Below are 21,098 nucleotides of genomic sequence, written 5' to 3' on the forward strand. Positions count from 1 at the left end.
CCGGAACCGGTACGGTTCCGGGGCTCGTGCGCGATCTCAGAGACCGGCGACGAGACCGGTGGCGAGGCCCGTGACGGGGGCGGTGTGCACACCGGTGACCGAGCCGACGAGACCCGTGACCGAGCCGACGATGCCGGAGACCGGGAGCACGGAGTCGGCGGTGCCGGTCACGTTGCCGAGCGCGGTGCCGACCAGGCCGCCGGACACGTTGTCCAGGTCGGCGTCGGAGATCTCAAGGGTCTCAACCTGAGCGTTGTTCATGTGTTCTGCCTTTCATGGGGACATTTCCTATCGGGAACTCCTTGCCGGTGCTCCCGCAGTGGGCAGGATCAAAACACGCCGACCGCGTACGCAGCCAATCGCTGCGGCACTGATCAGGCGGTGTGTCCCTTTTCGAATTGGCAGGACGTGCAGGGACGTTCATGATTTGGGAGCAGATTCTTCACGAGCTTCACGAGACGAATTCCTGACGCTCGTACTTTGCTATTCGGCCGCCTTTCCGAAGTGGGGCACACCCGCATCAAACCCCCCGGCCCGCGCCCGGATCGGAGCCGGGTGCGGGCCGGGGTGACGGGTCTGCGCACGCGCTGTGCAGATTCTCGGAAGGTGTCCTTCCGCTTGCCTGGGAGGCACGCCTCGGGGAGCGGACCGCGAGGCGGCTCAGCGCCCCTGGAGCGCCTTGACGTTGTCGCCGAACGTCCAGCCCCTTGAACCGTCCCAGTTGAGCGACCAGGTCATCAGGCCCTTGAGCCCGCCGCCGTAGGTGTTCCACGCCTGGGCGACCTGACCGGTCGTCAGGTACCCGCCGCCCGCGCCCGGCTGAGCGGGCAGGCCGGGCACCTGCCGGTCGTAGGGCACCTTGACCGTGGTGCCCTGGATGACCAGGCCCTTGTTCAGGCAGGTGGTCTGTGCGGTGAACCCGGCGACGGTGCCGGCCTCGTAGGAGTCGCCGGAGCAGCCGTACATGCTGCCGTTGTAGTACTGCATGTTGAGCCACCACAGCCGGCCGTTGTCCGCGTACTTCTTCACGATCGGCAGGTACGCGCCCCAGATCGAGCCGTACGTCACGCTGCCGCCGGTGACATACGCGGTCTCCGGCGCCATCGTCAGGCCGAAGCCGGCCGGCATCCGCGCCAGGACGCCGTCGATGATCCGGATGAGGTTGGCCTGTGAGGGCGAGAGGGTGTTGATGTTCCCGCTGCCCACGAGGCCGGTCTCGATGTCGATGTCGATGCCGTCGAAGTTGTACCGCTGCAATATCGGCACGATCGTGGCCACGAAGCGGTCGGCGACGGCGCTGGAGCTGAGATCGATGCCGGCCGCGGCTCCGCCGATGGACATGAGGACCGTCTGGCCCGAGGCCTTGGCCTGGCACATCTCGGCCGGGGTGGGCAGCTTCACCGTCGCGTCCATGCCGTCCTCCCACAGGACGGTGCCGTCGGAGCGGATCACCGGGAAGGCGGCGTTGATGACGTTGTATCCGTGGTCGCGGATGCGGGAATCGGTGAGCGGGATCCAGCCGAGCGGCGGGTGGACGCCATTGGCGGCGCCGTCCCAGTTCTCCCAGTAGCCCTGGAGCACCTTGCCCGAGGGCCGTGGGCTGGTGGCGCAGGTGTCCGTGCGCGGCACGCCCGGCGCCGCGGCCACCGGGGCCTGCGCGGCGAGCGCCAGCACCAGGCCGGCTCCCAGCAGACGTAACGTGCGACCGATCATGCTGTGCTCCTTGCCTCCGGGAGCGCCGCAGGTGCGGGGCGCGGCGGGGCCCGGGCCGTGGGGGGACCTCAAGGAGGTGTGAGGGGTGGCGCCCCACACCGTAGATTGGTCCAGACCTGCCGTCAACGCATCGCACGGGCAAGGAAGTTGACGGCGTATCAGGCCATGCCTTTGGGCGCCCGGCTCACTTCGCGGCCGCGCGCCCCACCGACTCGACCAGTGGCAGCAGGCGGTGGGGCACCCGCTCGCGCAGGGCGACCTCGGTGCGGGTGCGCACGACGCCCGGGAGCTGGATGAGCCGCTGGATGACGTCTTCGAGATGGGCGTTGTCGCGGGCGGCGACCCGGGTCAGCAGGTCGCCGCCGCCCGTGATCGAGAACGCCTCGATGATCTCGGGCACCGCCGCGAGGGCGTCGCCGACCTCGTCGAGGTGGCCCTGGGTCACTTCGATGTGCACGAAGGCGAGCACCGGATGGCCCAGCGCGGCGGGGGAGAGGACCGGACCGGTGCCGGTGATCACGCCGTCGCGCTCCATCCGGTCGAGCCGGGCCTGGAGCGTGCCCCGGGCCACCCCCAGGATGCGGGCGTACTCGCGGACGCTGGTGCGCGGCTGCTCGATCAGCAGGCGCAGGATCCGGGTGTCCAGCATGTCCACGGTCACGTCGCGTCCTTCGTCCTTCCGGGCCTGGTGGCAGGGTGCGACTTTACCCGGGGCGCCAGGACGTGCGGGTGGCGCCGAACAGGGCACGCGGGGGGTGTGGGGCGGGCACTGGGGGCCCGCGAGCGGACCGATGGGGCGAGGATGGACGGATGAACACATCAGAGGTTGTGGCGGACGCGTTCGGACGTGTCCAGGAGGAAGTGCATGCCGCCGTCGAGGGCCTGACGGCCGACGAACTGGCGTTCCGGCCGGACGGCGAGGCGAACTCGATCGCCTGGCTCGTGTGGCACCTGACGCGGGTTCAGGACGACCACGTCGCCGACGCGGCCGGCCTCGACCAGGTGTGGACCGGCCAGGGCTGGGCCGGCCGGTTCGCTCTCGCGTTCGGCGATGAGGAGACCGGCTACGGGCACACCTCCCAGCAGGTGGCGGCGGTCCGCGACGTGTCGGCCGAGCAGCTGCGCGGCTACTACGACGCCGTCCACGAGCAGACCATGGCGTTCGTCCGTGGCCTTGACGGCCCGGCGCTCGACCGGGTCGTCGATGAGCGCTGGACCCCGCACGTCACCCTCGGCGTCCGGCTGATCAGCGTCATCGCGGACGACCTGCAACACGCGGGGCAGGCCGCGTACGTACGGGGACTGCTGAAGCGGCGCTGACGGGGCATCGAGTCCCCCGGGTCAGGAGGCCACGAGGGTCGTGTCGAGCCAGTCGAACATGACCTGGTGGGCGCGGTGGAAGGCGCCGACGTGGCAGTGCTCGCCCGAGCCCTCGGCCTCGCTCAGCGTGACCAGCGTGGCGGACGCGTTGACCAGCCCCTCGGCGACCCGGCGGGGCTGGCCCTCGAAGAACTGGTCGTTCGCGGCCTCCAGGACCAGGGCCGGCGCGACGATCTTGTCGAGGTGGCCTTCGAGGGCGTAGGGGCGCGACCGGCGGACCAGATCCGCGTACGACTGCGCGCCGAGCGTCCACACGCCGTTGCGCAGGGCCCAGCGCACCTGGGTGTTCTCGGCGGCCGCGGCGGCCAGGGCCGCGTTCGCCTGCGCGTCGCGGCCCTCGGCGATCCAGGTGATGACCTCCGCCGGCATGCCGCGCTCGAACGCGGCGCCGAAGTCGAGCACGCCGTCGTCGAGGATCAGCGCGGCCACCCGGTGCTCATAGGCCGCGGCGCGGGCGACGAGGCAGCCGCCCAGGCTGTAGCCGAACAGAGCGACGCGCGCGGGGTCGGTCTCGGGCCTGCTCAGCGCGTAGTCGACGACCGGAGTGGTCACCGCTTCCCAGTCGGGCCGGAAGGTGAGCTGCTGCTCGCGCAGCACGGCGCCCTGGCCCGGTCCGTCGAAGGCCAGCACGTTGTAGCCGCGGCGCAGGGCGGCGGCCGCGATGACGAAGTAGGCCTCCTCCGCCGTCGAGTCGAAGCCGTTGGTGTAGATGACGGTGGGGCGCGGGGCGCCGCTGTCGTCCACCAGGAAGAGGTAACCCGGCAGCGTGGTGTCCTCGTAGGGGATGGCGACGGTCTCGACAGGCGTGTCGAGGAGCGCGACGGCCTTGACGAACGTCTCCCGGGAGCGGCGTGAGAGGAGCGCCACCTCCGGGTCGGTGGCCGGAGCGTCGCGCAGGTAGAACTCGGCGGTGCGGTAGTAGTTCGACGCCCGCAGCAGCGCTTCACGGGCGCTGACCCGGTGTCCCGAGGCCAGCGCCCCCTCACCGATGGCGGCGACGCGCTCGGCCGTCGCCTTCCAGGCGCGGTGCCAGCTCGGCTCGTCGCCGTCGGTGATGTCGCGCGCGGTGACCAGGATCTCGCCGAGGTCGGCGCCCTGGTAGGCGGTGAAACCTGCGGCGCGCAGGGTCTCGAAGGAGAAGGACTCGTCGTCGAAGAGGAACTTCACGGTGGGCCGTCCATTCGGTGGGGGCGTGGAAGCGCGCGTGAGCACGGGTGGCCGGAGCTGCTAGCCGAGACGGATCCGTTCCGTCTCGATAGAGCCTAGGGCGGACCGAGCCGAGACGCAACCGTTCCGTCTCGGTTAAACTCGGGTCCATGAGCGAATCGGCCGAAAGAAAGTCCGCGCCCGAGCGGCGAGCCCCCGGCGGTCCCGTGTTGCAGGACGCCGTCACCAATGCCCTGACCACCGCCTTCTTCGAGGAACTTGCCGAGACCGGATACGGCAGGCTGTCGATGGAGGCGGTCGCGCGGCGGGCCGGCGCGGGAAAGGCGGCGCTCTACCGCCGATGGCCCTCGAAGCAGGCGATGACCGCCGCGCTGGTGTCGCAGGCGGCCACGGAGGGACACCTGCCCGACACCGGCTCGCTGCGCGGCGACGTACGGGAGTTCCTGGGGGGCTGGATCACCGCGCTCGGCCATCCGCAGGCCATCCGGATCATCCTGGACCTGATGGCCGAGAGCGCCCGCAACGACGAGCTGCGCGACACCCTGCGTTCGACCGTGCGCGACCCGCGCCGCGAACAGGCCGCGCGTCTGCTGCGCCGGGCGGTCGAGCGCGGGGAACTTCCCGAGGACAGCGACATCGACATGAACCTGGACTTCCTGGGGAGCCCGGTCTACTGGCGGATGGCCGTCGTCCAAGGCGCCGTCGACCAGGGCTACTTGGACCGGCTCACCGCGAAAGTCGTGGCGGCGCTGGGGGCTTGACGGCCGGGGCGGCGGCTGGAGTGCGGTGCGGGTCGGCGTACAGCATGCCCCGAGGGGCCCGGCGGCCCAGGCCGTCGGGGCCGCACCGCATCGTCTCCCTGGTCACACGGGAGCCGGTGGAGGAACGGGGGCATCGAGGTCGGCGTCACCGTCACCGTCACCGCGCGGGTGAGCCGACCGGCGTCCATGCCGGCACGGCGAGGAGGGCTGTGCCGTGGTCACGGCACGAGTCGACGAGGCCGGCGGGAACGGCGCCGGGGCTCTCCATCCCGGCGAGCAGCGCATTGGCGCCGGACCGTGCGAGGGCGGAGGCGAACCGCCGGGCCCTGGCCGGCCCGTCCGTCGCGTTCCACCACACCGGGCCGCTGAGCACGATCTCGCCCGACCGCAGAAAACGGCTGGGGTCCTCCGGATCGGTGGCGGTCACCCCCGCTGATCTCCCGGCGGAGCAGATTCTCGCCACCCCGGACCAGGCTCAGATCGAGCCCTTCCAGCTGGAGAAGGTCCCCCCACGCGCACGTGCGACTCCTTGTACGGCCACCGGAGCGACGCCCCGATGTCTCGCATTCACGAGGTGGATACGCGTTTCACCACTGTAAATGCAAGCTGTCAGGGGCGGAATGCCCCTTGGCTGATCCACCAGGAAGGGCCGGGCGACCCGGGCGGATCTCCGTGCCCCGCACCAGTCGTTTGCGGCCCCCGGCACCGCTTCACTGGCGGAGTGAGCGCAGGCCGAAGACGGTGGAGACATGGATCTGAACACGGTTCTCGACGTGCGGGACGCCCGCGCTCAAGAGCCCTGGCGTCCGGGCGACGCCTGGCTCGGTGGCGGTACGTACCTGTTCTCCGAGCCGCAGCCGCGACTGCGCCGGCTGGTGGATCTGAGCCGGATGGGCTGGGAGCCGGTCCGGCCGGCGGCCGACGGGGCGCTGGAGATCGCGGCCACCTGCACGATCGCCCAACTGTCGCGATTCGGCCGCATCTTGAGGGCGCCGACGGCCCCGCTCGTGGAGCAGTGCTGCCGCGCCTTCCTCGCGTCGTTCAAGATCTGGAACATGGCGACGGTGGGCGGCAACCTCTGCAACGCCCTGCCGGCCGGCCCGATGATCTCCCTCACGGCGGCCCTCGACGGCACCTGTCTGCTCCGCGCCCAGGACGGCTCGACCCGGCTCGTCCAGGTCGCCGACTTCGTCACCGGCGCGGGACGCAAGGTGCTCGCCGAGGGCGAACTGCTGCGCTCGGTGACTCTGCCCGCCCGCTCGCTGCGGTGCCGGACCGCCTTTCGCCAGGCGTCGCTGTACGGACTCGGGCGCTCCGGCGCGCTGGTCATCGGGACACTCGACCCGCAGGACGGTTCGCTGACGGTGACCATCACGGCGGCGACCCGGCGCCCGTTCCGGCTCTGGTTCGCCCGGCCGCCCGACCCGGCCCGGCTGCACGAGGCGATCGCCTCGGCCATCGCCGACGGCGACTGGTACGACGACATCCACGGCCTGCCCCAGTGGCGCCGGCACATGGCCTTCCACCTCGCCGAGCAGGTCCGCCAGGAACTCACCGGAGGAGACGGCGCACGATGAGCTTTCACCTGCGGATCAACGGCCGGCCCTGCGACATCGAGCCGCGCGCCGGCCAGTGCCTGCGCACCTATCTGCGCGAACGCGGCTGGTTCGGGGTGAAGAAGGGCTGCGACGCCGGGGACTGCGGCGCGTGCACGGTGCTCGTGGACGGGGAGGCGGTGCACAGTTGTCTGTATCCGGCGTTCCGGGCCGAGGGCCGGTCGGTCACCACGGTGGAGGGACTGGCAGGACCGGACGGTGAACTCCACCCCGTGCAGCGCAAGTTCCTCGACGCGCAGGGGTTCCAGTGCGGCTTCTGCACCGCCGGATTCCTGATGACCACCGCCGCCATCGAACAGGAGAAGGGCACCGCGCGCGACGACGGCAAGCTGGAGGATCTGCCGCGCGCCTTCAAGGGCAACCTCTGCCGCTGCACCGGATACCGCGCCATCGAGGACGCCGTACGCGGCGTCACACACACCGAACGCCCCCGCGCCGGAGAAGCGGTGGGCAAGAGCCCCGGCGCCCCGGCCGGCCCCCGGATCGTCACCGGCACCGCCCGGTACACCTTCGACGTGGAGATCCCAGGCCTGCTGCACATGAAGCTGCTGCGCTCCCCGCACCCGCACGCCCGCATCCTCGCCATCGACACCTCCGCCGCCCTGCGCGTCCCAGGTGTCCACGCCGTCCTCACCCACGAGGACGCCCCCGGCACGCTGTACTCCAGCGCCCGCCACGAACACCCCACCCAGGACCCCGACGACACCCGCGTCCTCGACGACACCGTCCGCCACGTCGGTCAGCGCGTGGCTGCCGTCGTCGCCGACAACGAGCGGGCCGCCGAGGAGGGCTGCCGCAGGATCGAGGTGACGTACGCGTTGCTCGATCACGTCACCGACCCCGAGGAGGCCATGCGGCCCGGGGCGCCGGTCATCCACGCGGGCAAGGGAGCGGCGGAGCGGATCGCCCGCGTCGAGAACAACGTGGCCGGCGAGGCGCACGGCGAGACCGGCTGCGTACGGGAGGGGTTCGCCGATGCGGCGGTCGTCCACGAGGCGACCTACCGCACCCAGCGCGTCCAGCACGCCAGTCTGGAGACCCACGGCTGCGTGGCCTACTTCGAGCCCAAGGAGGGCGGCACCGGGGAGCGTCTGACCGTACGCTCCAGCACCCAGACCCCGTTCCTGACCCGTCGCGCGCTGTGCGCGCTCTACGGTCTGCCCGAGGACGAGGTGCGGGTCGTCGCGGGCCGGGTCGGCGGCGGCTTCGGCGGCAAGCAGGAGATGCTCACCGAGGACGTCGTCGTCCTGGCCGCGCTGCGCCTGCGCCGCCCGGTCAAGCTCGAATACACCCGCGCCGAGCAGTTCCACGGCGCCACCACCCGCCACCCGTTCACCGTCACCATCAAGGCCGGCGCCCGCGCCGACGGCACGCTGACGGCGATCCAGATGCGGGTGGTCGCCAACACCGGTGCCTACGGCAACCACGGCCCCGCCGTCATGTTCCACAGCGTCGGCGAGTCCTTCGCCGTCTACCGCGCCCCGCACAAGAAGGTCGACGCCTTCTCCGTCTACACCAACGTCGTCCCCGCCGGCGCCTTCCGCGGCTATGGCCTGGGGCAGGTGACCTTCGCCCTCGAATCTGCCATGGACGAGCTGGCCCGGCGGCTCGGCATGGACCCGCTCGACTTCCGCGAGAAGAACGTCATCGGCCCCGGCGATCACCCGACCGGCCCGGTCGGCGAGGACGAGGACCTGCACATCGCCTCCTACGGACTCGCCCAGTGCCTCGCCACCGTCCGGCGCGCCATCGCGCGGGAGCGCCCCGACGAGGGCGTGCCACCGGGGTGGCTGGCCGGCCAGGGCGCGGCCGTGGCGATGACCGCCACCGGCCCGACCGGCGGCCATTACGCGGACGCCACCGTCACCCTGCTCGCGGACGGCACGTACGACGTCGCGGTCGGCACGGCCGAGTTCGGCAACGGCACCACCACCGTCCACCAGCAGATCACCGCCGGCGCCCTGGCCACGACCCTGGACCGCGTCACCGTCCGCCAGTCCGACACCGACGTCGTGCGCCACGACACGGGCGCCTTCGGCTCGACGGGCACGGTCGTGGCGGGCAAGGCGGTCCTGCTCGCGGCTCAGGCGCTCGCCGGACGCCTGACGACCTTCGCGGCCCGGTACACCGAGGCGCCCCGCCACCTGTGCGTGCTGGGCGCCGACGCGGTCGACTGCGCCGGGCGGACGCTCACCCTGAAGGGGCTCCACGAGGCGGCGCTGCGCAGGGGCGAGCTCGGTGAGGTGTCGGCGGAGGGGCACTGGGGCGGCAGCCCGCGCTCGGTGGCCTTCAACGCCCAGTGGTTCAAGGTCGCCGTCGACCCGAACACCGGCGAGACGAGGATCCTGCGCAGTGTGCACGCCGCCGACGCGGGCAAAGTGATGAACCCGCTCCAGTGCCGCGGCCAGGTCGAGGGCGGGGTGGCGCAGGCGCTCGGCGCCGCGCTGTTCGAGACCGTACGCACCGACGAGCGCGGCGCGGTGACCACGGCGTCCTTGCGTCGCTACCGGCTGCCGCAGTACGCCGATGTGCCGCGCACCGAGGTCCACTTCATGGAGACGACCGACGCGATCGGGCCGCTCGGGGCCAAGTCGATGAGCGAGAGCCCCTTCAATCCGGTGGCCCCCGCGCTCGCCAACGCGCTGCGTGACGCCACGGGACTGCGCTTGACCGAGCTGCCGGTGACCCGGGACCGGCTGTGGCTCGCGATGGCCCGGGCGGCGGGCCGCGCCTGACCCGGCCACCCCGCCACTACCTCGCAGGCCCGCCCTCCGCTCGCTGCCGCAGGGCTGGGCCGATGGGCCTGCCTGGGTCAGGAAAAGCCCGAAACGATGGTCCATTGGCACAAACGCGCGGCATCGAGTTGAGCCATTGGGCCCCGAAGTGGTGTCATGGGGAGGTCGATGGCGCTGTGGTCTCCGCAGCGCCTTTCTCATGTCCAATGGGTAATGGGTAAGGAGCAGTGGGTCAGTGGTGAAGAGGGTGTTCGTGGCCCCCGACCCGGGGAAGCTGCGGCTGCGCGCGGCGACGCGAGCCGTCCTGGGCATCGGTCTCGCCGTCGTGGCGTGCGGCCTGGCCGGTCACTCGCTGGTGGCGGCCATCACCGGCGGGCTCTCGGCCCTGCTCGCGCTCTTCACGGTGACCGATCCCACGGTGCGCGGCCAGGCCGTGACCACCGCCCTGCTGCCCGTGGCCGGTCTGCCGGTGTTCGCCCTCGCGGCCTGCCTGCACGGCTACCCAGTCGCCCGTGACCTGGCGTTCCTCGCGATCGTCGGCGCCGGCGTCTACGCCCGCCGCTGGGGCCCGCGCGGCCACGCGCTCGGCGTCTTCGCGTTCATGGCCTTCTTCGTCGCGCAGTTCCTGCACATGGTGGTAAGCCAGCTGCCCCAGCTGTACGAAGCGGTCCTGCTGTCCCTCGCCGTCGCCGCGACCGTGCGGTTCGGCCTCTGGTGCTACGAGCGCCACCGGCCGGGGCTGCCCGCCGTGACGGCGCCCGACCCGGGCCGCGGCCTGTACCGGGCCACCACGCGCCAGGCCGTGCAGGCCGTGGTGGGCGCCGGCTTCGCCCTCGCGGCCGGCCAGGCGCTGTCACCGGACCGCTGGTACTGGGCCGTCGGCGCGACGTGGTGGATCTTCGTGAACACGACATCGCGCGGCGAGACCCTGGTGCGCGGCTTCCGCCGGGTCCTCGGCACCGTCATCGGCGTGGGCATCGGCCTCGCGGTGGCCGTGCCGCTGCATGGCGCGCCCGTACCGACCGCGCTGCTGATCGCGCTCTGCGTCTTCGGGATCTTCTACGCGGCCGCCGTCTCCTACACCTGGATGATGCTCGCCGTCACCGTCATGGCCAGCCTGCTCTACGGGCTCCTCGGCGTCCTGAACACCGACCTGCTCGCGCTGCGCTTCTTCGAGACGGGCGTGGGCATGGCGGGATCCGTGCTCGCCGTCCTGTTCGTCCTGCCGATCACCACGCACGCCACGACGGACGCCTGGGTGCGGCACGCGCTGCACAGCGTCCGGGCCTCCGCCGCCGAGGCCGCCGCCCGCCTCGCGGGCCAGGACGCCGACCCGCTGCCGCACATCGCCGAACTCGAACACACCCTGGCCAGGGTCCGGCTCTCGCTCGCGCCGCTGGTCCATCCGCTCAACCCGGTCCGCGCCCGCAAGGCTCGCGCCCGCCAGGTGCTCGGCCACCTCGACGACTGCGCCCGCGAGGCCCGCAGTCTCGCCGCGACGGCCGCCGACGCCGAGGCGTCCCACGACCAGCGTCTGACCGCCGCGTGCGAGCGGGTGGAGGCGGCCGTGGCCGTCCTCGTCTCGGCCCCCTCCGCGCCCGGCGCGCACCCGCGCCCCGCGACACCGGACCACGCGGACGCGCCGGCGGCCGCCGAACACCCCGCGCTAGCCCACCTGCACGCCCTGGAGCGCGCCCTCGTGGCCCTCGGCAGCCCGCTCCAGGCCGCGCCCAGGTCACCGCTTGCCGACGCCTGAGGCAATCCCCGGCCCGGCCCCGTCCACCGGGCCCATGTGATCCACACCCCTGCTACGGTCGCCGCAGCACAGCGGTGCGCGGGCCGGTCCCGCGCGCCGGGCCGCTTCGGCGAGAGGGGCAGTGGTGGGCAGGGACAGGGCCGTACGGGCGTTCATCGGTTCGTTCACCTCCGCGGGCGGGCACGGCGTGACCGTGGCCGGCGTGGACGAGGAGACCGGCGCGCTCACCCCGCTCGGGTCCTCGGACGCCCTGGCCAATCCGTCGTTCCTCGTCCCCTCGCGGGACGGGGCGATCCTGTACGCCGTGGGGGAGAACTCCCAGGGAACGGCCGCCGCCTTCGACATCACGGGGTCCGTGCCCCGTCTCCTGGCCGACCCGGTCCCGGTGGACGGCGCGGGCCCCACCCACCTCGACCTGGCCGCCGGGCACCTGTTCACCGCCAACTACGAATCCGGCAGCGTCAGCGCCCTGCCGGTCCGCCCGGACGGCACCCTGGGCCCCGTCGCGTCCGTCCTCACGCACCACGGCTCTGGCCCGGACCCCGAGCGCCAGCGCGCACCGCACGCCCACCAGGTGATCGGCGACCCGAGCGGCCGCTGGATCCTCAGCGTCGACCTCGGCACCGACTCCGTACGCGTCTGCGAACCCGCCCCGGGCTCCGGCGCCCCGCGCCCGCACTCCGAGGCGGCGCTGCGGCCCGGCAGCGGCCCCCGCCACCTCGCCTTCCACCCCGACGGCCGGCACGCGTACGTCGTCAACGAGCTGGCGCCCACGCTGACCGTCTGCCGCTGGGACGCGCGCGGCGGAGTCCTCCAGCCGCTCGGCGAGGCCCGCGTCGTCGAGGACGGCGCGGGCGGGGAGATCTTCCCCTCCGAGACCGTCGTGGCCCACGACGGACGGTTCCTGTGGGCCGCGACCCGGGGCCACGACTCCCTCGCGGTCCTCGCCCTCGACGAGACCGGCGAGAAGCCCCGGCTGGTGACCACGGTGAGCTGCGGCGGCCACTGGCCCCGCGATCTCACCCTGGACCCCTCGGGACGGCGCCTGTACGCCTCCAACGAGCGCTCCGGCGACGTGACCTGGTTCGACATCGACCCCGCCACCGGCATCCCCGCCAGGGCGGGCTCCATCGAGGCCCCGGCCGCCTCGTGCGTGGTCTTCGGCTGAGGGGTGACCCGAGGGCCCGGCCGGTCCTACGGTGCGGCGCACGAAGGCGGGCCCGCACCGTTCGTCCGGTGCGCGCCCGCCTCGTGGGTCGTACGTACGGTCAGTGGACCGGGGAGCCCTGCGTCTGCGGGGTGATGCCCAGGGCGGCCGCGTACTGCGACAGGACCAGCTTGCCGATGGCCGGGTAGGCGCCGAGCGCTTCGGCGGCCGAGCACTCGGCCTCCTTGGCGGCGGCGTCCAGCAGACCGTCGGCGACCTCGGGGCCGATCAGGTACGGGGCGACCGCGAGCTGGGTCGAACCCGAACCGCGCAGCTCGGCGGCCACGGCCGCGATCGCGCCTTCCTGGTCGAGTGCGGCGGCCATGACCGGCACGGCCAGGCGCGCGGCCAGCAGCATGCCGGTGATCCCGGCGGCCTGCACGGCCTCCTCGCCGCCCACCGTCGCCAGGATGATCCCGTCGGCGGCGGTCGCGACCGTGAAGAGGCGGGCGCGGTCGGCGCGGGCCAGTCCGGCCTCGGAGAGACGCACGTGCAGGGCCTCGGCGAGCAGCGGGTGCGGGCCGAGCACATCGGTCAGCTCGGCGGCGGCACGGCTGTCCATGACGGCCTGCCGGACGCGGCGGATCAGGGCGCTGTCGGGACCCGCGAGCAGCGGCACGACCACGGCGTCGGGCCCCCCGGCCCCGGCGGCCTCGGCCGTCTCGCGGCCCGCCGCGCGCGCCTGCTCGACGCGCGCGGCGCGCTCGGCGGCGATACGGACGAGGACCGCCTCGAGCGTGGGGTACTCGGCGGAGCCGGCATCGGTGCTGTCCAGGTAGCCGATGCGGGCGTGCAGACCGGGCAGCTCGGAGCGGGCGATGCTGATGACCTCGTCGGCAAGGCCTCGCACGGCCGGGCCCGGAGCGCCGGGAACGGCGAGAACGAGCGCGGGCGCGCCCTCCGGAGCAACCACCGGTTCCGGGCGGCGGTGCCGGCCGGACTGACGGGGTCGCGGCATTCGTACGGGCAGGCCGGATGGCCCAGTGGGGGTGCTCATGGCGTCGCATGCTACTGGTTTTGCGTGGGCGGCTGTTCGGGGAGGGGACAGCTGAGCGGTATCTGTCCCGATTTACCCGGAGAGTGGCATAAAGATCAACTGTCCTGATCCGTCTCGGCACTCACCCGGTCGCCATCCACAACATGCGGGGGTCGTGCGGAAGTCGCACGTCGCCCCCGGCGAGGCCCGTCGCCACGAGCAGAGAGCCTTCGAGCGGATCGCCGGCCGGGTCCACCACACGCACCCCGGGAAGCAACCGCGCCAACTCCGCGCGCACGGGCTGCACAAGAGGATCGCCCAGCTTGAACAGGCCGCCGGTGAGCGCCACTTGGGCCCCGGCGCCGGAGCCTTGCGGGCAGACCGCGGCGGCCGCCCCCGCGATGTGCCGGGCCGCGTCGCCCAGGATCGCGGCGGCCACCGGATCGCTCCCGGCGCAACCGGCGACCTCGGGCGCGAACGAGGCGAGCACGGCGGGCCGGTCGCCGCGCGGATACAGCAGCCCCGGCAGCTCGCCGGGCGCGCCGAACGCCGCCTCCAGGCGGGCGAGCAGCGCCGCCGAACCGCCCGGGCGGCCGTCGTGGTGACGCAGCGCCGCCTCAAGACCGGCCCGCCCGATCCACGCGCCGCCCCCGCAGTCGCCCAGCAGATGCCCCCAGCCGTCGGCCCGCCGCCAGGCCTTGAGGTCCGTGCCGAGCGCGATCATCCCGGTCCCGGCGGCGACCACCGCCCCGGCCCGCTCGCCGAGCGCGCCCGCGTACGCGGTGACGGCGTCCGCCGCGAGGGCGATCCGCTCCACGCCGAGCGAACGGGACAGGGCCCCCGGCAGCTCGGCCCGCAACTCGTCCCCGAGCGTGACCATGCCGGCCGCGCCGACCGCCACCGCCGCGATCCGGTCCGCGCCGGTGCGCGCCCTCAACTCCCCGACGGCCGCGAGCAGTTGCTCCAGGAGGTGAGCGGCGTCGATCCCGGCGGGACCGGTACGGACCGGCTCCTTGGAGGTCACCACCTCGGCCGGGCACCCCGGTGCGGCCCGGCGCAGCGCGAACCGCACCCCCGACCCGCCGGAGTCGACCCCGAGCACCCAGGGCGGCGCGCCGTCGCTCACGGCAGACGCCAGTCGATGGGCCGGGCGCCCTGCCGCTCCAGAAGGTCGTTGGTACGGCTGAAGGGACGCGAGCCGAAGAAGCCCCGGTCCGCCGACATGGGGGAGGGGTGCGCGGACTCGATCGCGGGCAGGTCGCCGAGCAGGGGCCGCAGATTGCGGGCGTCCCTGCCCCACAGCACCGAGACCAGCGGGGCTCCGCGCGCCACCAATGCCTTGATGGCCTGTTCGGTGACGTCCTCCCAGCCCTTGCCCCGGTGCGCGGCCGGCTTGCGGGGCGCCGTCGTCAGCGCCCGGTTGAGCAGCAGCACCCCCTGCTTGGTCCAGGGCGTCAGATCACCGTTGGAGGGACGCGGCGCGCCCAGGTCGGAGTGCAGCTCGCGGAAGATGTTCTCCAGGCTGCCGGGCAGGGGCCGCACATCGGGCGCCACCGAGAACGACAGGCCGACGGCGTGACCCGGCGTCGGATAGGGGTCCTGACCCACGATCAGGACCCGCACCTCGTCGAACGGTTGCTGAAACGCCCGCAGGACGTTCGGCCCCGACGGCAGGTAGGTGCGCCCCGCCGCGATCTCCTCGCGGAGGAATCCGCCCATCGCGGCGACCCTCTCCGCGACGGGTTCCAGTGCGTCCGCCCAGCCGGGCTCGACGATCTCTTTCAACGGTCGTGCTGCCACGGTCGTCACTCTACTGGCGCAGCCGCCTTCCCCCGCGCGCCGGTCAACCCAGCACCGCCGCCCGCACGCACAGGACGTCCGGCAGATGCGAGGCGAGCAACTGCCAGCTGTCGCCGTCGTCGGCGCTCGCGTACACCTCGCCGTTGCGGTTGCCGAAGTACACCCCGGCGGGGTCGGCGTCGTCCGTGCAGAGCGCGTCGCGCAGGACCGTGCCGTAGTGGGCCTCCTGCGGCAGGCCCGCCGTCAGCGCCTCCCAGTTCTTGCCGGCGTCCTGCGTGCGGAAGACCCGGCACTTGTTGTCCGCCGGGACCCGGTCGGAGTCGGCCGTGATCGGGAAGACGTAGGCCGTGTCCGCGCGGCGCGGGTGCGCGGCGGCCGCGAAACCGAACGTGGAGGGCAGGCCTGCGCCGATGTCCGTCCACTGGTCCCCGCCGTTGTCGCTGCGGTAGACGCCCCAGTGGTTTTGCAGATAGAGGCGGTCGGGGTCCGCCGCGTCCTGGGCGACCTTGTGGACGCACTGCCCGAACTCCGGGTCGGGGTCGGGCAGGAAGACCGCCGAGACGCCCTTGTTGGCGGGGGCCCAGCTCGCCCCGCCGTCCCGGGTGCGAAAGACGCCCGCGGTGGACACGGCGACGGTCAGCGCCCCGCTGTCCCTCGGGTCAGTGACGATGGTGTGCAGTCCCTCGCCGCCACCGCCCGGCACCCACCGGGAGCGGGTCGGATGCTCCCACAGCGGCCGGACGAGTTCGAAGCTCTCGCCGCCGTCCTCGGAGCGGAACAGCGCGGCGGGCTCGGTGCCCGCGTAGACGACGCCCGGCGCCTCGGGGCCCGCAGGGCGCAGCTGCCAGACCCGCTCGAGGGAGGCCCCGGTGAACTCGGGGAACTTCACGGCGGGCTGCTTCGGCTCCGTCCAGCCGCGCCCCAGGTCGTCGGAGTGGAACACCGACGGCCCCCAGTGCGCGCTGTCCCCGCCGGCCAGGATCCGGGGCGTGGGGGTGCGCCGGCTGTCGATGGCGAGCGAGTACACCGCCTGCGCGGTGAAGTGCGGGCCGTCGAACGTCCAGGCGCCGGCGCGTCTGCGGCCCAGAAAGAGCCCCTTGCGTGTACCCACGGTGAGCAGTACTTCGGTCATGCCGGTCCCTCCAAAACGCCGTTGTTCCGGATAGTGGCCAGTGTGCACCCGGCCACTGACAACGGCCTCAAAAGGAGGAAAGTCCCAGCTCAGCCGGGCTGGTTCAGAGGTTCGGTCACCGCCGCGACGAGAAACGGCAGGAATCGTTCCGCCAGGGCTCCGGGTGCCAGAACCTCCGGCTCCACATAACTCTGCCCGAGCGCTCCCTCACGCAGCGCGACCACCACCCGTACGAGTTCGGTCAGGTCCCCGCGCGGCCGCAGCCCGGCCCGCGCCAGCAGAGCGCCCAGCAGGGCCGCCGCCTCCTCGCGCAGCCGCGCGTCGTGGTCGGCGAGCCGGGCCGCCGCCTTCGGATTGCGGATGGCGTACAGGGTGAACTCGCTGGTCACGAGGTACCAGGTGCGCTCGTCGGGTCCCACGTGCGCGAGCAGGGCGGCGATCCTTCCCGCCGACAGGTCGCGGTCGTCGGTCTCGGCGGCGAGCGTGCCGATCCGCTCCAGTTCGCGCGCCGCGTGCGCGTCGAAGAGGGCGAAGAACAGCTCCTCCTTGGAGGAGAAGTTGGAGTAGAAGGCGCCGCGGGTGTAGCCCGCGCGCCGGCAGACGTCCTCGATCCTGGCGGCGCCGAAGCCCGACTCGGCGAACACCTCCAGTGCGGCGTCCAGCAGCCGGGCCAGCGTCTGCGGCCGCCGCTTGGTCATTCCCTTGGGCACGTGCGACTCCGGAACCCTTGACAGCGCGGGCGCGCTCGGAAAGCATCCAAGCGCGTATCGGATACACGAATGTATCCGATGACCATGCCCCGCACCCCATGCCTCGCGCCCCATGCCCATGCCTCGCGCCCCGTGGCCCGCCCGCCGGGCCACGACCGCCGGGCCAGGACCGGACCGCGTCACGGCGGGCGCGGACGCCAACTCCCCCCAGGAGGAACGCTCATGACCGAATCCGCCACGGCTCCGGCCGCCGAGGAGATCGCCGACGCGGCGGGACCGCTGCCCGAAGGGGTGAGCGTTCCGCTGCCGCCGGTCTCCGACGACGTCGCGGACGAGCGCCGCTACCGCAAGGAGCAACTGGCCGCCGGATTCCGGCTGTTCGGCCGCTTCGGGTTCTCCGAGGGGGTCGCGGGGCACATCACCGTCCGCGACCCCGAGCACGCCGACCAGTTCTGGGTGAACCCGTTCGGCATGAGCTTCAGCCGGATCACGGCGTCCGACCTGATCCTCGTCGACCACGAGGGCAACCTCCTGCACGGCGCACGCCCGGTCAACCGCGCCGCCTTCGTCATCCATGGCGCCGTTCACCGGGCCCGTCCCGACGCCGTCGCCGCCGCCCACTCGCACTCCCTGCACGGCAAGGCGTTCTCCTCCCTCGGGATCCCGCTCGACCCCCTCACCCAGGACGCCTGCGCCTTCTTCGAGGACCACGGCCTCTACAGCGACTACCGGGGTGTCGTCAGCGACGCGGAGGAGGGCGAGCGGATCGCGGCGGCGCTCGGGGCGTACAAGGCGGTGATCCTCCAGAACCACGGCTTGCTCACCGTCGGCCACTCGGTCGCCGAGGCGGTGTGGTGGTTCATCACCATGGAGCGCTCCTGCCAGGCCCAGCTCCTCGCCATGGCCGCCGGCACCCCCCGCCTCATCGACCGCGAGACCGCCCTGCACACCCGGGGTCAGCTCGGCGGCCACTTCGCGGGCTGGTTCCAGGCCCAGCCGCTCTACGAGCAGATCGCGTACTCCGACCCCGACCACGTCAACTAGCCTGCACCGTATGGGACTTCGGGCCGGGCGGGGCATCGCCGACATCACCGGGGAGGTCGCCGAGTGCGGCATGCTCGGGTACGGCAAGGCGGATCAGCGCAGCGCCGGCCTGCACACCCGCCAGCGAGCCCGCGCCTTCGCCTTCGAGGAGGGCGCCGTCCGGCTGCTCCTGGTGGTGTGCGAGCTGCCGCTGATCTCCGACGCGGTCCTGCGCGCGGTGCTCGAGCGGCTTCCCGAGGGTTACGGCGCGGCCAACGTCATGCTGAGCGCCACCCACACCCACTGCGGCCCGGGCGGCTACTTCCACCACGCCCTCTACAACGGCACCACCGGCGGCTTCCGCGAGCAGACGTTCCGCGCGATCACCGACGGCATCACCGAGGCCGCCCACGCGGCCGTCGCCGATCTCGCGCCCGCCCGACTGCGCCTGGCGCACGGCGCGTTGAGGAACGCCAGCGTCAACCGCTCGCGCCGCGCCTTCACGCGCAACCCGGCTGAGGACCGCGCGTACTTCCCGGACGCCATCGACCCCGCCACCACCGTCCTGGCCATCGAACGCGACGGCCGGCTCGTCGCGGCGCTCAACTGGTTCGCCACCCACAACACCAGCATGACCAACCGCAACCGGCTGGTCAGCGCCGACAACAAGGGCTACGCGGCGCTGCACTGGGAGCGTACGGTCGCGGGAGTCGACCATCTCGCGCCCGGCGCCCCGGCGTTGGTGACCGCCTTCGCTCAGACCAACGCGGGTGACATGTCGCCGAACCTGGGGCTCGCGCCGGGACGCGGGCCGACCGGTGACCAGTTCGAGAACACCCGGATCATCGGGACCCGTCAGTACGAGGCGGCCGCCGCGCTCACCGCGGGCACCCGGATCGGGGGCGGACTCGACTTCCGCACCACCGACATCCACCTGTCCGCGGTCCTCGTACGACCGGAGTTCACCGGCGACGGCCGCGCGCACCGCACCTCACCGCCGGTGGCGGGCGCCGCCGCCTTCGCCGGAGCCCCCGTCGACGGTCCCGGTTTCCGGGGCTTCGGACCGGGGGCGGCCCCGCTGTGGGGCGCGCTCTCGCGAGGGCTCGTCCACCCCTTCGCGCCCGGTCTCCGTGCTGCCCAGTACCCCAAGGCGCTCGTCCTGCCGGCGGGGGCGGTCAACCGGATCCTTCCGCTGGTCCAGGAGCACGCCCGGATCCAGCTCCTGCGCATCGGGCCGCTGTTCCTGATCGGCGTACCCGCCGAAGTCACCGTCGTCGCGGGGCTGCGGCTGCGGCGCACGGTCGCGGCGATCGTCGGCGCCGAGTTGTGCGACGCCCTGGTCGCCGGGTACAGCAACGGCTACCTGCACTATGTGACCACGCCGGAGGAGTACGACGCCCAGGAGTACGAGGGCGCCAGCACGCTGTTCGGGCGGTGGGAGCTGCCCGCGCTCTGCCAGAGCGCCGCGTACCTGGCGACCGCGATGCGCGACGGCGCTCCGGTGGACCCCGGCACACCGGAGCCGGCCGTGCCCGTCGGGCGGAGGCATCACCGTCGAGGCGCCCCCGACGCCCCGCACCCGGGCCGGCGCTTCGGCGACGTCCTGGACTTCTCCCTGATCGGCCGCCGCGCCACCGCGTCCTTCGTCGCCGCCCATCCCTCCAACGACCTGCGCAGGAACGGAAGTTACCTCAGCGTCGAGCGATGGGCGGACGGCGGGTCCTGGGTCCGCGTCGCCGACGACGGCGACTGGTCCACGGTGCTGCGCTGGGCCCGCTCCGGCGGCGCGACCTCGATCGCCACGCTCACCTGGAACATCCCCCCGGGCACGGCGCCGGGCACCTACCGTCTCGCGTACCACGGCGACCACGCGGTGAAGGGCCCGTTCACCGGGGTGAGCGAGCCCTTCGAGGTCGGCTGAGACCGGCGGCCGGCCGTCAGATGGCGTAGCCGTACTGCTCGGGCACCCGCACCGCGCCGCCGAGTTCACGGGCGGCGCGCCGCGCCCACGACGGGTCGCGCAGCAGTTCGCGGCCGAGCAGCACCGCGTCCGCCTCGCCGTTCGCGAGGATCTTCTCGGCCTGCGCCGGCTCGGTGATCAGACCGACGGCCGCGACCGCCAGCGGGCTCTCCTCGCGTATCCGGGCGGCGAAGGGCACCTGGTAGCCGGGCCCGGTCGGGATGCGGACGCCCGAGGCGTTGCCGCCGCTCGACACGTCCAGGAGATCCACCCCGTGCTCCTTGAGCAGCGCGGCGAGGCGCACCGTCTCCTCGGTCGTCCAGCCGCCCTCCTCCAGCCAGTCGGTGGCCGAGACACGGAAGAACAGCGGCAGCTCCTCGGGCCACACCGCACGGACGGCGTCGGTCACTTCGAGGGCGAGGCGCGTGCGGTTCTCGAACGAGCCGCCGTACTCGTCGGTGCGCCGGTTGGAGTGCGGCGAGAGGAACTGGCCGATGAGGTAGCCGTGGGCGCCGTGGATCTCGACGACCTTGAAGCCGGCGTCCAGCGCCCGGGCGGCGGCGTCGGCGAACTGGGCTGCTACGCCCCTGATCTGATCCGCCGTCAGCTCGGTGGGGACGGTGTGCCGTTCGCTCCAGGCCACGGGGCTCGGACCGACGGGCTGCCAGCCCCCCTTGCTGTCGGGGCTGTCGGTGCCATCGGCGTTGTCGGGCTTCAGCGGCGCCCCGCCGAGCCAAGGGCGGTCGGTGGATGCCTTGCGTCCGGCGTGCGCGAGCTGGATGCCGGGGACGGTGCCCTGGCTGTCGAGGAACGCGGCGATCCGGCGCAGCGCCGCGACCTGGGAGTCGTTCCAGATGCCGAGGTCGGCGGGGGAGATGCGGCCCTCGGGGCTGACGGCGGTGGCCTCCACCAGGATCAGGCCCGTGCCGCCGGCCGCGCGCGCCGCGTAGTGGGCGAAGTGCCAGTCGCCCGCCACGCCCGCCTCCGGCCCGGAGGCCTCGGCCGAGTACTGGCACATCGGCGCCATCCAGGCCCGGTTCGGGATGGTCAGGGAGCGCAGGGTGTAGGGCTCGAACAGGGCACTCGCAGCAGACACGGCAGACTCCAGTCGACACGGGCCGGGGCGCCGGTGCGGCGCCGGGAACTGTTCGTACGATACTCA

The 21,098-nt window shown here is 73.0% G+C and carries 19 protein-coding genes; 8 read left to right on the forward strand and 11 right to left on the reverse strand.

What is annotated here, in order from left to right; translation table 11 throughout:
* Positions 1 to 36: 36 nt before the first annotated feature.
* The 3 genes from ACFYM2_RS15405 to ACFYM2_RS15415 form a co-directional block, all read right to left on the reverse strand.
* Positions 37 to 261: a type A2 lantipeptide gene (locus ACFYM2_RS15405; protein ID WP_359004014.1), complete on the reverse strand. Its 225-nt coding sequence runs from the start codon at positions 259 to 261 to the stop codon at positions 37 to 39.
* Between the two features lie 399 nt (positions 262 to 660).
* Entirely contained in the window at positions 661 to 1,713 is a 1,053-nt protein-coding gene (locus ACFYM2_RS15410) for a chitinase (RefSeq protein ID WP_388456923.1), read from the reverse strand.
* Positions 1,714 to 1,897: 184 nt separating this feature from the next.
* A complete protein-coding gene (locus tag ACFYM2_RS15415; protein WP_350229069.1) occupies positions 1,898 to 2,374 on the reverse strand; it encodes an Lrp/AsnC family transcriptional regulator in 477 nt (158 codons plus the stop codon).
* 149 nt (positions 2,375 to 2,523) lie between these two features.
* On the opposite strand from ACFYM2_RS15415, the gene ACFYM2_RS15420 reads away from it, so the two are divergent.
* Entirely contained in the window at positions 2,524 to 3,033 is a 510-nt protein-coding gene (locus ACFYM2_RS15420) for a DUF664 domain-containing protein (protein WP_359004020.1), read from the forward strand.
* A gap of 21 nt (positions 3,034 to 3,054) precedes the next feature.
* On the opposite strand, the gene ACFYM2_RS15425 is transcribed toward ACFYM2_RS15420, so the two are convergent.
* Positions 3,055 to 4,260, reverse strand: coding sequence for an alpha/beta hydrolase family protein (locus tag ACFYM2_RS15425; RefSeq protein WP_388836477.1), 1,206 nt, complete (start codon positions 4,258 to 4,260; stop codon positions 3,055 to 3,057).
* A gap of 149 nt (positions 4,261 to 4,409) precedes the next feature.
* Between ACFYM2_RS15425 and ACFYM2_RS15430 the strand changes: the two genes are divergently transcribed.
* Complete coding sequence (locus ACFYM2_RS15430; RefSeq protein ID WP_359004026.1) at positions 4,410 to 5,021, forward strand: TetR-like C-terminal domain-containing protein; 612 nt, start codon at positions 4,410 to 4,412, stop codon at positions 5,019 to 5,021.
* Between the two features lie 157 nt (positions 5,022 to 5,178).
* Here the strand turns inward: ACFYM2_RS15430 and ACFYM2_RS15435 are convergent, their stop codons facing one another.
* A complete protein-coding gene (locus ACFYM2_RS15435; protein ID WP_388836480.1) occupies positions 5,179 to 5,448 on the reverse strand; it encodes a PucR family transcriptional regulator ligand-binding domain-containing protein in 270 nt (89 codons plus the stop codon).
* A gap of 322 nt (positions 5,449 to 5,770) precedes the next feature.
* Here ACFYM2_RS15435 and ACFYM2_RS15440 point away from each other — a divergent pair, with 322 nt between their 5' ends.
* The 4 genes from ACFYM2_RS15440 (at position 5,771) to ACFYM2_RS15455 (ending at position 12,296) form a co-directional block, all read left to right on the forward strand.
* The gene (locus ACFYM2_RS15440; protein WP_388836483.1) at positions 5,771 to 6,598 is read left to right on the forward strand and encodes an FAD binding domain-containing protein; all 828 of its coding nucleotides are present in this window, start codon (positions 5,771 to 5,773) and stop codon (positions 6,596 to 6,598) included.
* Positions 6,595 to 9,372, forward strand: coding sequence for a molybdopterin-dependent oxidoreductase (locus tag ACFYM2_RS15445; RefSeq protein WP_388836486.1), 2,778 nt, complete (start codon positions 6,595 to 6,597; stop codon positions 9,370 to 9,372). Before ACFYM2_RS15440 ends, ACFYM2_RS15445 begins: the two co-directional genes overlap by 4 nt.
* 235 nt (positions 9,373 to 9,607) lie before the next feature.
* Positions 9,608 to 11,128, forward strand: coding sequence for an FUSC family protein (locus ACFYM2_RS15450; protein WP_388456911.1), 1,521 nt, complete (start codon positions 9,608 to 9,610; stop codon positions 11,126 to 11,128).
* 124 nt (positions 11,129 to 11,252) lie between these two features.
* The gene (locus tag ACFYM2_RS15455; protein WP_388836489.1) at positions 11,253 to 12,296 is read left to right on the forward strand and encodes a lactonase family protein; all 1,044 of its coding nucleotides are present in this window, start codon (positions 11,253 to 11,255) and stop codon (positions 12,294 to 12,296) included.
* A 100-nt stretch (positions 12,297 to 12,396) separates the two neighbouring features.
* Here the strand turns inward: ACFYM2_RS15455 and ACFYM2_RS15460 are convergent, their stop codons facing one another.
* From ACFYM2_RS15460 to ACFYM2_RS15480, 5 genes are all read right to left on the reverse strand, one after another.
* Positions 12,397 to 13,332 carry a sirohydrochlorin chelatase gene (locus ACFYM2_RS15460; RefSeq protein ID WP_388836492.1) on the reverse strand — a complete coding sequence of 312 codons (936 nt, stop codon included), beginning with the start codon at positions 13,330 to 13,332 and terminating at the stop codon, positions 12,397 to 12,399.
* Between the two features lie 121 nt (positions 13,333 to 13,453).
* Complete coding sequence (locus ACFYM2_RS15465; RefSeq protein WP_388836495.1) at positions 13,454 to 14,437, reverse strand: N-acetylglucosamine kinase; 984 nt, start codon at positions 14,435 to 14,437, stop codon at positions 13,454 to 13,456.
* The gene (locus ACFYM2_RS15470) at positions 14,434 to 15,111 is read right to left on the reverse strand and encodes a uracil-DNA glycosylase (protein ID WP_350229059.1); all 678 of its coding nucleotides are present in this window, start codon (positions 15,109 to 15,111) and stop codon (positions 14,434 to 14,436) included. Before ACFYM2_RS15470 ends, ACFYM2_RS15465 begins: the two co-directional genes overlap by 4 nt.
* A 43-nt stretch (positions 15,112 to 15,154) precedes the next feature.
* Positions 15,155 to 16,243 carry an exo-alpha-sialidase gene (locus ACFYM2_RS15475; protein ID WP_359004052.1) on the reverse strand — a complete coding sequence of 363 codons (1,089 nt, stop codon included), beginning with the start codon at positions 16,241 to 16,243 and terminating at the stop codon, positions 15,155 to 15,157.
* Positions 16,244 to 16,332: 89 nt separating this feature from the next.
* The gene (locus ACFYM2_RS15480; protein WP_359004055.1) at positions 16,333 to 16,953 is read right to left on the reverse strand and encodes a TetR/AcrR family transcriptional regulator; all 621 of its coding nucleotides are present in this window, start codon (positions 16,951 to 16,953) and stop codon (positions 16,333 to 16,335) included.
* 222 nt (positions 16,954 to 17,175) lie between these two features.
* On the opposite strand from ACFYM2_RS15480, the gene ACFYM2_RS15485 reads away from it, so the two are divergent.
* Together ACFYM2_RS15485 and ACFYM2_RS15490 are read left to right on the forward strand one after the other, a co-directional pair.
* Positions 17,176 to 17,997, forward strand: coding sequence for a class II aldolase/adducin family protein (locus ACFYM2_RS15485; protein WP_359004058.1), 822 nt, complete (start codon positions 17,176 to 17,178; stop codon positions 17,995 to 17,997).
* 10 nt (positions 17,998 to 18,007) lie between these two features.
* Positions 18,008 to 19,897, forward strand: a complete 1,890-nt coding sequence (locus tag ACFYM2_RS15490) for a neutral/alkaline non-lysosomal ceramidase N-terminal domain-containing protein (RefSeq protein ID WP_388836499.1) — start codon at positions 18,008 to 18,010, stop codon at positions 19,895 to 19,897.
* A gap of 16 nt (positions 19,898 to 19,913) precedes the next feature.
* On the opposite strand, the gene ACFYM2_RS15495 is transcribed toward ACFYM2_RS15490, so the two are convergent.
* Positions 19,914 to 21,032 carry an NADH:flavin oxidoreductase/NADH oxidase gene (locus ACFYM2_RS15495; RefSeq protein ID WP_388836502.1) on the reverse strand — a complete coding sequence of 373 codons (1,119 nt, stop codon included), beginning with the start codon at positions 21,030 to 21,032 and terminating at the stop codon, positions 19,914 to 19,916.
* Positions 21,033 to 21,098 lie beyond the last annotated feature (66 nt).

It is taken from the genome of Streptomyces sp. NPDC006711 (assembly GCF_042869775.1).
Classification (GTDB): domain Bacteria; phylum Actinomycetota; class Actinomycetes; order Streptomycetales; family Streptomycetaceae; genus Streptomyces.